6 protein-coding genes are annotated in these 16,632 nt (G+C 62.0%); 4 read left to right on the top strand and 2 right to left on the bottom strand.

Annotated features, from left to right (window positions below):
- Positions 1-6: 6 nt before the first annotated feature.
- From IDH44_RS14060 to IDH44_RS14050, 3 genes are all read left to right on the top strand, one after another.
- Positions 7-876, top strand: coding sequence for a carbohydrate ABC transporter permease (locus tag IDH44_RS14060; RefSeq protein ID WP_190918649.1), 870 nt, complete (start codon positions 7-9; stop codon positions 874-876).
- 67 nt (positions 877-943) lie between these two features.
- The gene (locus IDH44_RS14055; protein ID WP_190918647.1) at positions 944-2,566 is read left to right on the top strand and encodes an extracellular solute-binding protein; all 1,623 of its coding nucleotides are present in this window, start codon (positions 944-946) and stop codon (positions 2,564-2,566) included.
- Positions 2,567-2,697: 131 nt separating this feature from the next.
- Complete coding sequence (locus IDH44_RS14050) at positions 2,698-12,069, top strand: CBM96 family carbohydrate-binding protein (RefSeq protein ID WP_190918645.1); 9,372 nt, start codon at positions 2,698-2,700, stop codon at positions 12,067-12,069.
- Between the two features lie 155 nt (positions 12,070-12,224).
- On the opposite strand, the gene IDH44_RS14045 is transcribed toward IDH44_RS14050, so the two are convergent.
- On the bottom strand, positions 12,225-14,450 hold the full coding sequence (locus tag IDH44_RS14045) for a helix-turn-helix domain-containing protein (protein ID WP_223869674.1): 2,226 nt from the start codon (positions 14,448-14,450) through the stop codon (positions 12,225-12,227).
- A gap of 227 nt (positions 14,451-14,677) precedes the next feature.
- Complete coding sequence (locus IDH44_RS14040) at positions 14,678-15,568, bottom strand: LysR family transcriptional regulator (RefSeq protein ID WP_190918643.1); 891 nt, start codon at positions 15,566-15,568, stop codon at positions 14,678-14,680.
- Positions 15,569-15,698: 130 nt separating this feature from the next.
- Here IDH44_RS14040 and IDH44_RS14035 point away from each other — a divergent pair, with 130 nt between their 5' ends.
- Positions 15,699-16,631, top strand: coding sequence for an ABC transporter permease (locus IDH44_RS14035; protein ID WP_190918641.1), 933 nt, complete (start codon positions 15,699-15,701; stop codon positions 16,629-16,631).
- Position 16,632 lies beyond the last annotated feature (1 nt).

Below are 16,632 nucleotides of genomic sequence, written 5' to 3'. Positions count from 1 at the left end.
ACGCACTTGAAACAGACGAACGGGGAACGTATATTCGCAGTGTTCAATTACGGATTTTTGACCTTGTTTGCTTTGGCGGCCTTGTATCCGTTTGTCTACGTGCTGTCCGCGTCGATCAGCTCCGCCGAGGCGGTGAATACGGGGCAGGTGCTGCTGCTCCCGCACGACTTCACGCTCGCCGCGTATAGCGAGGTGCTGCGGGAGCCCGGCATATGGATCGCTTATGCCAACACGCTGTATTACACGATTGCGGGCGTGGCCGTCAATTTGCTCTTGACCATATGCGGCGCCTATCCGCTGTCCAAGCGGCGCTTGATGGGCGGCACGTTCATCAGTTTTTTCATTGCCTTTACGATGTGGTTCAACGCCGGCATGATTCCGATGTTTCTCAACTTTCGCGATCTCGGCCTGCTGGATTCGCGCGCCGGCATTTTATTCGGCTTTGCGATCGCGACGTTTTACGTATTTTTGATGCGCACATTTTTCCAGAGTATTCCGGATGCGCTGGAGGAATCGGCCAAGATTGACGGCGCCAACGATTTGCAGATCATTTGGCGGGTGTACTTGCCGCTGTCGAAGGCGGCGCTGACGACCATCGGCCTGTTCTATGCCGTGCTGCGCTGGAACGGTTACTTCTGGGCGATGGTATTGCTCAAGGACGAGAGCAAAATTCCGCTGCAGGTGCTGTTGAAGAAGATTGTCGTGGAAATGACCGTGAACGAAGAAGCAGTGCAACTGCAGGATGTGGCCGTCTTCTCCAAGGAGACGATCATTTACGCCACCATTGTCGTCTCCATTATTCCGATCGTGGCCGTCTATCCGTTCATTCAGAAGTATTTCGTCAAGGGGGTGATGGTCGGCTCGATCAAAGGCTAGCGGGCAGGACGACACGATTGAAAATACGACGATACGATTGGGAAAAACAAGGAGGGGTAATCAGCCGATGCAAAAGAGATGGTCAATGCTGGCAGGCGTTACACTGTTGACGGCGCTGCTGGCGGGCTGCAGCGGAGGCGAGCCTGCGAACGAGCCGCAGGGCGAGGCGCCGGCGCAGAATCACGGAGACGGGCCGGAAAAGACGGGCTCCGAGGCACAAGATGGCAGCGAGGCCGGCTCCGAGTTTTTGGCCGCAGAGGAGCCGACGGAGTTGACGTTGCATCTGCACCTGGGCAATACGATCATCTACGACGATGATTGGATGACCTTTCAGAAGGCGGCCGAGCTCACCAATATCGAGCTGAAGGGGACGGCATCCGAGACCTCGACCAACAGCGAGGAGATGTTCAATATTATGATCGCCTCGGGCGATATGCCGGACATTGTCGCATTCAACAAAAAGGACACGTACAACGAGCTCGGAATGGACGGGGCATTCGTACCGCTGAATGACCTGATCGAGGAGCATGCGCCGCACATCCAGGCGTTTCTCGAGGAGCGTCCGGATGTACGACGCTTCGCGACGGCGCCGGACGGCAATATCTACTTTCTGAATTTCGTGCCGGACGGCGAGGCCGCGAGCGGTTGGTTCATTCGTCAGGACTGGCTGGATGCGCTGCAGCTCGACGTGCCGACGACAGTCGACGAATACTACGCGGTGCTGAAGGCCTTCCGCGAGCAGGACCCTAACGGGAACGGCAAGCAGGACGAGATTCCTTACTTCAACCGCAGCACGGTCGGCGTCAACGCGTTGATGATTATGTGGCAGGCGCGGGGCAACAAATATGTGGAGGACGGCAAGGTCAAGTTCGGTCCGTACGAGCCGGCATTTGAGACAGCGCTTACCGAAATGGCCAAGTGGTATGCGGAAGGACTCATCGACCCGGAAATTTACACGCGCGGGGGCAAGGCCAGGGACATCCTGCTTGGCGACGACGTCGGCGGCTCGACGCATGACTGGTTCGGCAGTACGGCAGGCTACAACAATATCGTGAAAGAAAAATGGCCTGATTTTGCGTTCTTGCCGATTGCGCCTCCGGCGGGCACGGACGGCGTCATCCGGGAAGAGACGAAGCGGGCGGCCGTCGGCTCCAGCGGATGGGGCATCTCCTCCTCCAGCGAGCATCAAGTCGAGGCGATTAAATATTTCGACTTCTGGTTCACGGAAACCGGCCGCAGACTGATGAACTTCGGCGTCGAAGGCGTCCATTACGACATGCAGGACGGCCAGCCGATATTCAAGGACGAGATTTTGAACAACGAGTTGGGCGCGCTTGCCCGTTTGCAGCAGGACGGCGCGCAGATCGAGATCGCGTTCCATCAGAACTTTGATTACGAAAAGCAGTGGATGGATGAGATCGCGCTGAAGGGCGTGCAGGAGTACATGGACAATGGCTATGCCATTGATCCGTACCCGCAGTTGGCGTACACAAACGAGGAAAAAGAACGGATCAATACCCTTTATTCCGCTATCAAGACGTATGTGGACGAGACGATGCAAAAATGGGTGCTCGGCGTGGAGCCGGTCGGGGATAACATCGACGCCTTCCGCGCCAAGCTGAAATCGATGGGCGTCGAAGAAATGGTCGAGTTGGAACAACAGGCCTATGATCGGTATGTAAACGGCTAGCACGCAAGGCGAGCGGGGGCGGGGACGCTCCCGCCGCTGCCATGCAGCGGTTCGAGCGAACGGGCCGGCGAAAAAGGTTGTGTAAATCGCAAATTGTAAGCGAATACATGATGAAGGAAGGGGTATGGATAATGAATTGCATGCAGATTACGATGCGCCGTGCCGCATATGCGCTGGTCGGGGCACTTCTTGTCGCGTTGCTGGCGCCGCTCCAGGCGGTGCGGGCGGAGGATGCAGAGACGGAACTGCCCCAGGCTGGAGAAATCATTGCTGCGCTCAAAGCGGCGCATCCCGGAAAAGCGCACCCGCGGTTGATGGCGACGGAGGCCGATTTTGATCGGATACGCAGTCACAAGGCTTCGGACCCGGTCATCTCGCAGATGTACCAGCAGGTAAAAAGCGCCGCGCAAGCCACGCTGCAAGAGGCGCTGCCCGTGTACGAGATGCCGGACGGACTGCGCTTGCCCGCCAGCGGGCAGGTGCTGGCGGCGGTGCGGGAGTTGGCGATGATGTACAGGGTGGACGAGGACCCGGCGTACGCAGCGCGCGCATGGGATATTTTGCAGACCGCGGGCAACTTCCCGGATTGGAACCCCGGGCATTATCTGGACCTCGCGACGATGACGCAGGCTTTTGCGATCGGCTTCGACTGGTTATACGACGTCTGGACGGACGAGCAGAAGGTTTTCCTGCGGGAGGCCATCGCCTCCAAGGGGCTGGAGCCGACGCTGGCGGTCTATCGCGGCGAGGCGCCCGGCAGCTGGAAGGACTTGAGCCACAATTGGAACACGGTGGTCAACGGCGGCATTGGCATCGGCGCGCTGGCCATCGCCGACGAGACTGCGGAGCTCGAGCAATTGGCCGGCGAGGCGCTCGCGTCGGGGCTGCAGTCGATTCAACGCGTGCTTCCGAGATTCGTGCCGGATGGCGGCGGGCGGGAGGGCGTAGCCTACTGGTCGTACAACGCCAGCCATTTCGTCTACTACGCGGCCTCGCTCCGTTCGGCGTTGCATACGGACTACGGTCTCACGGACGCCCCCGGGATCTCCGGGACGGCTTATTATCCGATCTATATGGGTGGACCCGGGGGCTCCTTCAACTACTCGGACAGCGGTACGGCGCTGGTGTCGAACGCGATCTTCTTCTGGTTCGCCGAGCGATATGACGATCCGGACCTGGCGAATCATCACCTCAAGTATCTGGAGGAACATGCGGCCAGTGAGCTGGACCTGCTGTGGTACGATCCCGATCATGTTCGTGCGCCCGTCGAGCTGGGGCTCGACCGGGTATTCCGAGGCATTGATGCCGGCAGCATGCGCAGTGCCTGGGACGACCCTTACGCGGTGTTCGCCGGCTTCAAGGGCGGCAACAATCGCTTCAACCACGGCAATCTCGATCTCGGAACGTTCGTGCTGGACGCCCTCGGCGTAAGATGGGCTAACGATCTGGGGACGGATAACTACAATCTGCCTGGCTATTTCAATACAAGCGGCCCGAGGTGGGAGTATTACAGGCTGCGGACCGAAGGGCAAAATACGCTCGTATTGAATCCTTCAAACGGGCCGGGGCAGGCGCTGGACGGAGTAGCCGAGATGATCGGGTATGCCGCGGCCGACGACGAGGCCTTCATGATTGCGGACCTGAGCGCCGGCTATTCCGAGGCGGAGCAAGCCCTTCGCGGGGTGGCGCTGCTGGATCATCGCCGGCAAATTTTGATTCAGGACGAGCTCAAGCTGAAATCGCCGGGGGATGTGCACTGGTTCATGCACACGACGGCGGATATTGCAATTGAGGACGGGGGGCGAACGGCTGTCCTGCGCGACGGCGACAAAAAATTAGTGGCCCGCATCTTGACGGAAGGCGCGGGTGTCGCATTTCGCATTCGCGATTCCGCGCCAATGCCGTTGTCCCCAAATCCGCAGGGACAAGCGGAGAATACGTTCTCGAAGCTGGAGGTATACGGCAAGGTGAGCGAGGAGCTGCAGCTTGCAATCCTGATGGTGCCATTGATGGAGTGGGAGGCGCAGCCGCAGCAGTGGCCGGCGATAGAGGCGCTGGCGGAGTGGGAGGCGCCGGAAGCCGATATCGCGAAGCTCGGATCGCTGACGATTGACGGCCAGTCCGCTCCCGGCTTCCGTGCGGACAAGTTCACCTATTATATGGAGGCGGCCAGTCCGAATGCGGTGCCGGTTGTGCTGGCGGAGGCGGCAGAGAGCGGAGACGAGGTGGAGATTTCCTACCCGGAGCACGCGCCGGGCATCGTTTCGGTAACGATCACGCCCTCTGATTCGAGCCGGCGGGCTGCGGAATACCGGATTTATCTGAATCCGCCGTATGCGGAGGACGAGACGGTCATGGCGAGCGGCGATGACGGCAATGTGCCGCAAAATACGCTGGACGATAATTTGAATACCCGGTGGTCCGCTTCGGGCGCCGGTCAATGGATTCAGTACAAGCTGCCGGAGCTGCAGACGCTCGATCAGGTGGATATCGCGTTCTACAACGGGCACACGCGGGCCACGTCGATTGATATCTTGGTGTCGGAGGACGGCGCGGCATGGGAGCAGGTATACAGCGGCCAGAGCAGCGGCGTCACTAGCGATTACGAAAGCTTTGCATTTGAAGCGACTCCGGCGCGCTATGTGCGAATCGTCGGCAACGGCAATACGTCCAATTCCTGGAACAGTATCAGTGAGGTGACGATAGCGGGCTTGCCGAAGGAGCCCCCGGGCAACCAACTGGGGCTGGCCGAGCTGACGATGGATACAGGCGTGGATTATCTGGCGGTGGACGATACGCTGGAGTTGGAGCTCGAAGGCACGATGAAAAACGGCGCTCCAGTCGACTGGAGCGAGGTGGAGCTGCGCTATATCAGCTCGAAGCCGGAGGTGGCCACGGTCGACAGCGAGGGAGTCGTTCGCGGCATCAGTCACGGGAAGGCCCAACTGATAGCAGAGGCGGTACTGAACGGGAACGTCAAGACCGCCGTGACGGAGCTGGAGGTTACGGACGGCCTGACCTATGTGCGCCCCTCGGCCGATGCCTATGTGCAAGGGGGGACGAGCGCTGACACGAACTTCGGTTCCAGCCAAAGGCTGGTCGTCAAGCACGATAACAACCTGTCCTACAGCAGAGAGAGCTACTTGCAATTTCAATTGCCTGAACTGGAAGAGCCGATTGTAGCAGCTTCGTTGTATCTCAATGCTGCGGTGGAGGGAGACACGCCGGCTCAAACGAATCTGTCTGTTGTTCGGGTAGCGGAAGATTGGGATGAAGCCGCGATTACGTGGAACGTGAGGCCGGAGACAGGCAGTCTGCTGGCCGCCCGAGAGATCACGAATACGCGGCAATGGTACGAGCTGGATCTGACGGAGTATGTGCAGGAGCAGGCGCAGAGCGGGGCGAATCTCAACTTGGCGCTGAAGCAGGAGCTCGGCTCGCGCGGCACGTATATCTGGAGCCGGGAAGCGGAGGACGCTCCTTATCTTAAAATAACGACGCTTTCCATGGCGGTTCCCGTAACCGGCATTACGGTCAGTGCGGAGCTGGGCGAGACGGTCGTGGCGACGGGACAGTCCGTGCAAATGCGGGCAGAGGCAGAGCCTGCGGAGGCCTCGAACCGCAATGTGAGCTGGCGCGTCGATAACGGCAGCGGCGAGGCCGAGATCGACGCCTCAAGCGGCCTTCTGACCGGCATTCGTCCCGGATCGGTGACGGTATATGCGGAGGCGGTGGACGGTTCGGGCGTGACCGGCAGCCTGGAGATGCAGGTCGGTCCGCGTGCGTATCGGCTCGAGCCGATGGCAGACGCCTATGTGCGGGGCGGCTCTTATGCCGATCAAAATTACGGAGCCGGGACGTCGCTGCTGATGAAGCAGGAAACCTCGGAATCGTTTACGAGGGAGAGCTTCATGACCTTCGATCTCTCCTCCGTCGCAGGCCCGGTCGAGTCGGCGAGCCTACGCCTGTACGGCACGGTGGCGGACACGGCCGGGGATACCGCGATGCTGGGCGTCTACGAGGCAAGCGGCGCGTGGGAGGAGTCGGGGCTGACCTGGAATACGCGACCGACGGTCGGGAATCTGCTGCAGACGGAGCAAATGGACAGTGTCGCGGGATGGCACGAGCTCGATCTGACTGCCTATATCCGACAGCAGCAGGAGGCAGGTGCAGCGGTCAATCTGGCATTGTTGCAGCAACGCAATAATAAAGGTCTGCTGATCTCTGTCCATAGCCGACAGGGAGAAAACAAACCGTATCTGCATATTGTCGAGGCGACAGAGGAGGAAGCCCCTGCGGTCCCCGGCGATTCGGGGAATGCCGGCTTCCCGGACAACCTGCTGAGCGGCGGAGGCTTCGAGACGGTCTCGCCAAGCGGCATGCCCGAGGGATGGGGGCTCTGGACCGCGCAGGGTACGCCCCAGGCAAGCGTGGACGAGGATGTGTATGACGAAGGCGCCAGATCGCTTCGCCTCCATGCCGACGTCGAGACCCGCGCGGCAGCCGGTCAATACGTCGGCGGGATCGTGGAGAATCAGACGTACCAGCTGCGGGTGCGGGTCAAGACGGAGCAGCTTCAGTCCGCCGGGCGGGGCGCGACGGTGCGGGTCCAGTTCCTCGACGACAGCGGGACCAATACCGGCGATCATGCGATGATCGGCAGCTGGAAGGGCGATCAGGACTGGACGCTTGGCGTGGAGACGGTGACCGCGCCTCCGGGCACGACGCGCATGCACGTCCAGTTGTTCATTTGGCAGGCGACGGGCACCGTATGGTTCGACGAAGTGGTGCTGAAGGAGCAGAATACGACGATTCCGTGGACGGACCCGCTCTTCGCGGTGCCGAGCGGCCAGACCATCGTCGATCAGCTCATCTCCAGCCATCCGAACCGGCAGCACCCGCGGATTATGGCGACTGCGGACGACTTTGCGGCGATGCGCAGCCGTGCCGGCGGCGACCCACTTGTCGAGCAGTGGTATTTGCGCCTCAAGCAGCAGGTGCAAGACGAGATGCTGCAGCCGTTGCCGACCTACGATATTCCCGACGGCTATCGTCTGCTGGCGACGAGCCGACGCGTGCTGCGGGACATTCAGCGGCTTGGCATCCTGTATCAGATTGAGCGGGACGATATCTACTTGGATCGGGCCTGGGACATCCTGGAGGCGGCGGGCAATTTCCCGGACTGGAACCCGCAGCACTTTCTGGACGTCGCGGAGATGACCAATGCGTTTGCGCTCGGCTACGACTGGTTCTATGACGGCTGGAGCGCGGCGCAGCGGACGTTCCTGGTCGAGGCGATCCGCGACATGGGGCTCGTGCCGGCGGCGCAGGTGTATCGCGGCGAGGTCGACGGCGCGTTCGGGCGCAGCGGCTGGCTGATGACGAACAACAACTGGAATACCGTCGTCAACGGCGGGATGGCGATGGGGGCGCTGGCGATTGCCGACGAGAGCGCGGCGCTGGGAGAATTGGCGGCGGATGTGCTCGAGGGCGGACTGCATTCGATCCAGCGGCTGCTGCCGATGTTCGCCCCCGACGGCGCCGGCGAGGAGGGCGTCGGCTACTGGGCGTACAATGTCAATTATTTGGTGTACTACGCCGCAACGTTGGATACCGCGCTCGGCACGGATTACGGCGTGACGGCGCAGCCGGGCGTCGCCGAGACCGCGTATTTCCCGATCTTCATGGGGGGGCCGCGCGGCGCGTTCAACTATGGCGACAATGCCGTCAATCATACGCAGACGCCGAGCTTCTTCTGGCTGGCGGACCGCTTCGACGACCCGGACGTCGCCTGGTACCAGCGCCATCAGGTCGGCGCCGGCGGCGGCGCGCTCGATCTGCTGTGGTACGATCCCGCGAACGTCAGCGAGGCGGTCAACTTCCCGCTGGACAAGGACTTCGTCAAGGTCGACTCCGGCAGCATGCGCAGCGCGTGGGATGACGAATACGCCTCCTTCGTCGGCTTCAAGGGCGGCAACAACGCCTGGAATCACAATCAGCTCGACCTCGGCACATTCGTCTACGATGCGCTGGGCGTGCGCTGGGCGGCCGACCTGGGCGGCGACAATTACAATCTGCCGGGCTACTTCGGCGAGGGCAAGTCGATCTACTATCGCAGCCGCACCGAGGGGCAGAATACGCTGGTGCTGAGCCCGGGCTATGCGCCGTCGCAACGGCCGGGCGCCACGGCGGACATCGTCCGTAGGGCCTCGGCGCCGGACGAGGCCTTCATGATCGCCGATCTGTCGGACGGCTATGCCGAGCAGGCCGAGCAAGTACGGCGCGGCGTAGCGTTGCGCAATCATCGCCGCGAGCTGCTCGTGCAGGACGAGATCGCGATGAAGGCGCCCGGCGACCTCTACTGGTTCATGCATACGACCGCGGATATCGAGGTCGCGGGAGACGGACGCTCGGCCATGCTGTCCAGCGGCGATCGACGGCTGTACGCCGAGATCGTGTCGCCATCCGGCCTTCGCTTCGACGTGCGGGAGGCGGCGCCGTTGCCGACCTCGCCCGATCCGCAGGGCCAGGCGGTGAATGCGCTCAACAAGCTGACGGTGCTGGCCGAGGGGACGGAAGATCTGCAACTGGCGATCCGATTCGTGCCGCTGCTGTCTTGGGAGAATGCGCCGCAGAGCGCGCCGCCGACGGTCGACCTGGACGATTGGGAGCTCGCCGCCGCGCCGCGGCCGCTGCTGGACGGCATCACGCTGGACGGGCAGCCGCTGGACGGGTTCAGGGCGGATACCTTCACCTATCATGTGCCGCTGGAGGACGGGATGACGGCTGTGCCGGCCGTCGGCGCGATGGCTGCGGATGCTTCCTGCGATGTGACGGTTATCCCCGCTGACGGGGTGCCGGGCACGACCGCAATTCGGGTGCAGGATTGCGGCGGGACAGCGGCATATGCCGAATACCGGGTGCACTTCGTGGGCGAGCCTGTCGCTTCGTCGGTCGTGACGGCCAGCAGCGACGACGGCAACAAGCCCGAGAATACGGTAGACGGCAACCTGAGTACCCGTTGGTCGGCATCTGGAGCAGGAGAGTGGATCCAGTATGCGCTCGACCAGGAACGAACGATCGACCATGTGGACATCGCCTTCCACAGCGGGGCCTCCCGTTCGACGATCTTCGATATCGCGGTATCGGCGGACGGAGACGATTGGAGCACCGTATACAGCGGCCAGAGCAGCGGTCAGACGCTCGAGCTGGAGCGCTTCGATTTCGCGCCGACGCCGACGCGGTATGTACGCATTATCGGCTACGGCAATACGAGCAATGCCTGGAACAGCCTGACCGAGGTTGAGATCGAGGGGCTGCCCGAGCTGACGACGCCGCTGCGGCTGGATACGGTCAGCGTGACGTCCGCGGTGTACAGCCTCAAGCTCGGCGAGACGGCGCAACTGCAGTGGGAGGCGCACCGCACCGACGGCACGCTCCTCGATCCGCAGCAGGCGCAGGTGCGCTATGTCAGCGGAACCCCCGAGCTGGCGGACCTATCGCCGCAAGGCGTCGTCACGGGGCTCGAAGTCGGCATGGCACGGCTCGCGGTCGAGGTGACCTGGGACGGATACACGCGGGTCGGGATCATCGAGCTTGAGATTCAAGACGAGGCCGTGCGCGTGCAGCCGATCGCGGATGCCTACGTACGGGGCGGCAGCTACGCGGATGTCAATTACGGCAACGGCAATCTGACCGTCAAGGACGACGGCAGCCCGGGCTTTACCCGCGAGGGGCTGATGCGCTTCGCGCTGCCGGAGCTGGAGGGCGAGGTCGAGTCGGCGACGTTGTATCTGTATGCCGGGGTGCACGACACCCGCGGCAGCGAGGGTACGCTGTCCATCTACAGCACCAGCGGCGCATGGGACGAAGGGACAGTGACCTGGAATACGAAGCCGGCGCTTGTCGGCGAGCTGGATACGGCAGCGGTCGGGGAGCAACAGGCGTGGGTCGCATTTGACCTGACCGCGTATATCGCGGGTCAGCTCGCGGCAGCGGAGCCGGCGGAGCTGGCGATCATCCAGAGCATGAACGGCCAGGGGCTGGCGACGAGCGTCACGGGAAGGCAGAGCGCGCAGTTCGCGCCGTATCTGCGCATCGTGGAGTCGGCGACGGAAGCGCCCGCGCTCGCCGCGGCGCTGACGCCGGCGGAGCCGGACGGGGAGGGCGGCTGGTACGTCGCGGCCCCGGTGCTGACGCTGGCGGGAGCGGAGGGCGCGGAGGGCGTCTACCGTCTGACGGCCGCGCAAGCGGTGTACGGCACGCTGCCGTCGACGGACGGCTATGTACCCTACACCGGGCCGGTGACGCTGGCGGAGGGGATCTACGAGATCGCCTACCGCGCAGCGGGGGCTGGCGACGAGACGGCGCAGACGATGCAGGTCAAGGTGGACGCGAGCGCGCCGGTCCTGGCGCTGGAGGCGCTGGAGGCGCAGACGAGCGAAGGGACGATCGTGTATACGATCGACCAGACGGTCCGGATCGCGTGCGCGGCGAGCGACGCGTTGTCCGGCTTGACGCCGGAGAGCTGCACCGGCCTGGCGCTGGAGGCGGACGCCTACACGCTGGAGGCCGGTCCGCAGACGGTGAGCGCGGCGGCGCGCGACGTGGCGGGGCATCGGATAGAGACGGAGCTGAGCATCGCCGTCTACCCGACCTTCGCGGGGCTGGGGGCGCTGACGACGCGCTTCGCGGGGGAGACGGAGGCGAGCGGCGGCGCGGCCTGGGCGGAGCAGGCGAGCGGACTGCTGGCGGCCGGAGAGACGGCGGCAGCGGCGGGAGACGGCGCGGCGGCGCGGGCGCAGCTGCAGGCATATATGGCGGCGGTGGAGGAAGCGAGCGGGCAGGAGCTGGACGCGGCGCAGGCCGCGGCGCTCGGGATGTGGGGCGAGCGGCTGCTGGAGGCGACGCCGCTCGCGGCGGGAGCGCCGGGGACGCCTGTGCTGTGGGACGACAACGGTCACGACACGGGCCTGGCGGACGGCGACTACCGGATCACGATGAATCTGTGGTGGGGGGACAACGGGACGACGTACCGGCTGTACGAGAACGGGGAGCTGCTCGAGGAGCGGGCGCTGACCGATGCGACGCCGGCGGCGCAAACGGTGGAGACGGAGGTGAGCGGGCGCGCGAACGGGACGTACACGTACACGTGCGAGCTGGTCAACAGCCACGGCACGACGCCATGTGCGCCGCACACCGTGACGGTGACGGACGCGGCGCCGGGCAAGCCGACGCTGGCGAGCGACAACTGGGACGGGGACGGCAGCTATGCGATCACGATGAACCTGTGGTGGGGCACGAACGGGACGGCGTACCGGCTGTACGAGAATGACGAGCTGGTCGATACGCAGGCGTTGGAGGCGGGGACGCCGGCGGCGCAGACGGCGGTCACCGCGCTGAGCGGGCGGCCCCCGGGCACGTACGCATACGTGGCGGAGCTGTCCGGCCCGGGCGGGACGACGCAGAGCGACGCGCTGGTAGTGGCGGTGTCGGGCGAGTAGCGCGAGCGCCGCGTTGTGGCGGATGCTCCCGCAGCGCGCGTTCAACGTCGCCGGGTGCATCATTTTAAGGGTTGCCGCCCGTCTTTGACAGGCTGCCCATATAGGCAAAGGAAGGGCGGTGCAGGTTTTTTTCCCGCACCGCCCTTCCTGTATGATCACGCTTTGAGCTTGCTGTACTGGCCCGGCGAGACGCCTTCATATTTGCGAAACATGCGGATAAAGGTGTTGGCGTTGTTGCAGCCGACCATCAGGGCGAGCTCGCCGATTTTCATCTTCCGGCGGTCGAGGATTTCCTTGGCTTGGTCGACCCGGTATTTGTTCAAGTAATCTTTAAAATTTTCTCCGGTGTGCTGCTTGAACGCCGTGCTGATGTAGCCGGGCGAAAAGTTGAAATGCTCCGCAACGTCGGTAAGCGAAAGATCGCGCGTGTAATTCTCGCGGATATAAGCGGTCATTTGCTCGACAAGCGTACTGTCCAGCACCTCCTGCTCGGACAAGATTCGGTCAATCACCCGGTCGAACATGGCCAGCGTTTTTTGCCGGAGCTGCTCGGTGTCCTCGCATTGCTGCAGCTCGTAGCCGGGCGCGCGTCTGCCGGGGACGAGCGTCTGCAGCGGCTGATGGAGCTGCTGCCCGATGCGATGCAGCGTCGCCTGAATGGCAAAGGCAAACTGGTTGATCGTCTCCTTGCTCCACGGCTCGCCGTAGTCCGCCAGCAGACCGCTGAGAATCGTATGGGCGTGCTCACGCTTGCCGCGAATGACCGAGCTGATCAGCTCGCGCTCCAGATCGAGCGAGTAGGAGAACGGATTGTGCGCGCGCAGGTCGATATCGCCGGCGGCGATGACCGAGCGTCTGTCCGTAACCGTGCGAAAGCCGAGAACCTGCACGGCGCTGCGATAAGAATGCTCGATCTCGGCGACGGAATGCGCGGGATGACCGAGCGCCAGGACGACGCCGAACTCGGTATCGTCCTCGAGGCTGTGCAGTGCCTGCAGCATCGTTTTCTTGATGATCTCCATACGATCGCCCTGAACAATGACCGCGAGCCGCTTGTGATCCAGATCGAACAGCTCCGCCGTCATGTGCAGCTCCAGATGCTCCCGGATGATCAACAACGTTTGCGACTTGAAGGTCAGTATCGCTTCTTTTGCATATTGCTCGATCAGCGTCTCGTAATGCACGAACTCGATGATGCCGACCGTCAGCCGGGGTTTCAGCTTATCGAGCTGATGCTGGCGCAGCGCAGCGGCCAGCTTTTCCTCGGGTATGAGGCCGTATAGCAGATCGCGCAAGCATTTTTCCTTCAAGGTGAGCCGGTTGTGCTTCATCGCCGTTGTCAGTTGGACGTTGGCAAGCTGGATTTTGGCAGCGGTTTCGTTGATGAAGCGGAATTCGTCCTTGCCCTCCTGTGTCTCAAAACCGTGAAAGAGCCGGACAGCATTTCGTACGGGGCGGTACATTTTATTGGCGATCCAATAAGCGAGCGCGACCCCGAAGCAGACCAGCAGTCCGAGCAGGATGACGCGCGGCAGCGGCAGCGTCTGCTTCATGGAAGCGAGGAACGAGTACTTCGGCGCGATATAGAACATCTGCCAGTTCGGCATGACGGCAGAGCGCGCGCTGTACGACACGTACTCCTTGCCGTCCATGGAGCCTGATGAGGGCAGCGCACCCTGCGCGAGCTCGGCCAGCAGCGCCTCGGGTTGGAAGTCGGCGGAGACGCGGAGCAGGAGCGGCTTGCCGTCCAGCAGGATGCCGAATGCCTCGGGTGTGCCGGGCTGCTGCTCGGGCAGGAGGTAGTCGCCTCTCAGCGTGGTGTAGAACAACAGCACATCCTCACCGCTGCTCGCCATTTTCTGAATTAGCGTAATGTCGTTCGAACCTGCCGGATTTGCGGTCTCCAGCGTATACGGCGCATGGAGCTTGCGGATGGCTGACCACTGCGCTTCGGTCAGGGGCGCAAAGCCGCGCTCCGCCAAATAGCGAGCCTTCTGCTCGGTTCGCTCCGGCGTGATGACCAGATCGTCGCCGTGTTTCGTCAGGTCGATGGTGTACCCGAAGTTGTAGAAGGCGCTCAGGTTGCTGCGGAGCTCGTGATGGATTTTCGTCACGGTATAGTAGTTGCGCGCCGTTTCGTTGCCGTATTGTACGACATATTCGTTAAACTTCAGCTTCGTGATCAGGTTGGAGACGACTGTGAGCGTATGATCGACCTTTTCCGCGGCATTCTTCATGTAGGTCTCCTGCTGATGGCGCAGATCGAGCTGTACGATCTCGCTGTTTTTGTAGAGCAGGACCCCGGCCGCGATGACGGTATACAGCAAGATGACTGCGAAGAACGTCGCGAGCAGCCGCACATAGAACGCTTGGCGCTTCAACCCTATCCCCCCTTTTTATATGATAACGCTTTCAATTTATCCATATTTTATCATATCGCGTTTTGGCCGACTATCGGTTTTCGTTAAGTAAAGCGAGGTTTGTCGGAAATGACGATGGATAAAAAAATCGTGATTGACAATCTGCGCTGAAATTAGGCGGCTTGTATGTCCGCTCGGCCGCAACGAAGCGACACCGAGCAACGGGCCGACCGCGGCCGGCCCTGGCGTCAGTTAGGAGTCGCCTGCTGCAGCATCCGCAGCAACGCCTTGGCGGCGCCGGTCAGTTGTCCTTGCCGCCGCTTGACGAGTCCGATCTGCAGGTGATAGGGGACAGCCTCGACGTGGAGCGGCACGGCGGCGATGTCGCCGTCCTCGAGGAAGCGGCGATTCGCGACGGTGAGCGCGGAGAGGATGCTGATGGCCGAGCCCTGCGCCACCTTGCGCCGGATCGACTCCAGGTTGTTGGTCACGACGGAATAGTGCAGAGGCCGGTTCAAGTACTGGCCGAGCCAGTGCATCAGACTGCCGTTGTACATGACGATCTGCTGCTCGACCAACTCCTCGGGCGCCAGACAGGGGCGCTGCGCCAGCGGCGATTCGGCGCCTACGCATACCCATGCGGCGGTCTGCATCAGGGCGATCGTCTGCAGCTGCGGGTGCGCCTCGATCTCCTCGCTCAGGATCGCGAAGCCGAGATCGGCCCGCTCCTGCAGGAGGTCGTCTGCGATCTCCGCGGAGCTCTTCTCCGTCAATTCGAGCTGCAGCCGGGGATGCCCGGTCGTCAGGCGCTCGAGGGCATCGGACAGGATCGGCAGATACATCGGCACGCAGACAATTGCGAGTCGGGCGCGCTCGTTGCGGCTATGGCTGTCCGCCAGCCGCTCCAGCTCCTGCAGCTTGGCCGCGATCTCGCGGGCCTTGCCGATCAGCGCCCGTCCGCTGTCGGTCGGCACGACGCCGGTCGGCAAGCGATGGAACACCGTCACGCCCAGTTCCTTCTCTAGCCGCGAGATCGCCTTGCTGACGGCCGATTGCGACACATGCAGCCGCTGGGCGGCGGCGGATATAGAGCCAGTGCGCTCGACCTCAATGACATAATGCAGTTGTTCCAGCTGCATGACACCCTCCCTATGAATTTCGTTCATACCCCTATGATGCATGGATATTTTATCAAATTCCGCACCCCAAGTATAATGAAAGCAGCCCAAAAATGAAAGCGGTTTTATGAAAAGAAAGGCGGTGACAGCAATGTGGACGATTCGATTTTGGCGGGAGGCGGCGGTCTCGATCCGCAAGGACAAATGGCTGTATCTGATGTCGCTTCCAGGCATTTTGTATGTTTTGACGTTCGAGTACGGCCCGATGTACGGCATCGTCGTCGCGTTCAAGGACTACAACATTTACGACGGGGTGTTTGCCAGCTCTTGGACGGGATTGGACAATTTTCGGACCCTGTTCGAGATGTCGGGGTTTCGCAGGGCGCTAGTCAATACGCTCATTATCGGAACGTATCAGCTGATTCTGGTGTTCCCGGCGCCGATCCTGCTGTCCTTGCTGATCAACGAAGTGCGCCATGTCGTGTTCAAAAAATTCGTGCAAACGAGCGTGTACTTGCCGCATTTCGTCTCGTGGATTGTGATTGGCGGCATCATGTATGCCATCCTCTCCCCGAGCACCGGCATCGTCAAGGCGCTTGCTTCGCTGGTCGGGTATGAAGGCGCGATCACGAACCTCATGGCCAGTACGGAATACTTCCGCGGCGTCCTGGTCGCCTCAAGCATCTGGAAGGAAGCCGGCTTCGGCACGGTGCTCTACCTGGCGACCATCGCGACGATCGACCCCCATCTGTACGAGGCGGCAGAGGTGGACGGGGCCAAAAAATGGCGGCAGATCTGGCATATCACGCTGCCGGGCATCCGCACGACGATCGTCATCCTGCTGATCTTCCAGGTCGGGCGCTTCCTCAGCGTCGGGCTGGAGCAGGTCTACGCCCTGTACAATCCGGTCGTCTATGAGGTCAGCGAGATTCTGGACACCTTCCTGTACAAGCTGGCGTTCGAGAACGCCAAGTACGATCTGGCGACCGCCTCCGGGGTGTTCAAGTCCGTAGTCGGGCTGATCCTGGTCTTCACCACGAATTATATCGCCAAAAAAATCGATTCGGACAGCGGTCTGATCTGAG

This window comes from Paenibacillus sabuli (genome assembly GCF_014705605.1).
GTDB lineage: Bacteria > Bacillota > Bacilli > Paenibacillales > Paenibacillaceae > Paenibacillus_D > Paenibacillus_D sabuli.
The sequence above is the reverse complement of the archived record's forward strand: the minus strand, read 5'-3'. Positions and strand labels throughout refer to the sequence as shown.

What these genes read in the sequence shown, in the direction of transcription:
- IDH44_RS14055 (WP_190918647.1), top strand. Translation starts at nt 944, where the DNA reads ATGCAAAAGAGATGGTCAATGCTGGCAGGCGTTACACTGTTGACGGCG.
- IDH44_RS14050 (WP_190918645.1), top strand. Translation starts at nt 2,698, where the DNA reads ATGAATTGCATGCAGATTACGATGCGCCGTGCCGCATATGCGCTGGTC.
- IDH44_RS14040 (WP_190918643.1), bottom strand. Translation starts at nt 15,568, where the DNA reads ATGCAGCTGGAACAACTGCATTATGTCATTGAGGTCGAGCGCACTGGC.
- IDH44_RS14035 (WP_190918641.1), top strand. Translation starts at nt 15,699, where the DNA reads ATGTGGACGATTCGATTTTGGCGGGAGGCGGCGGTCTCGATCCGCAAG.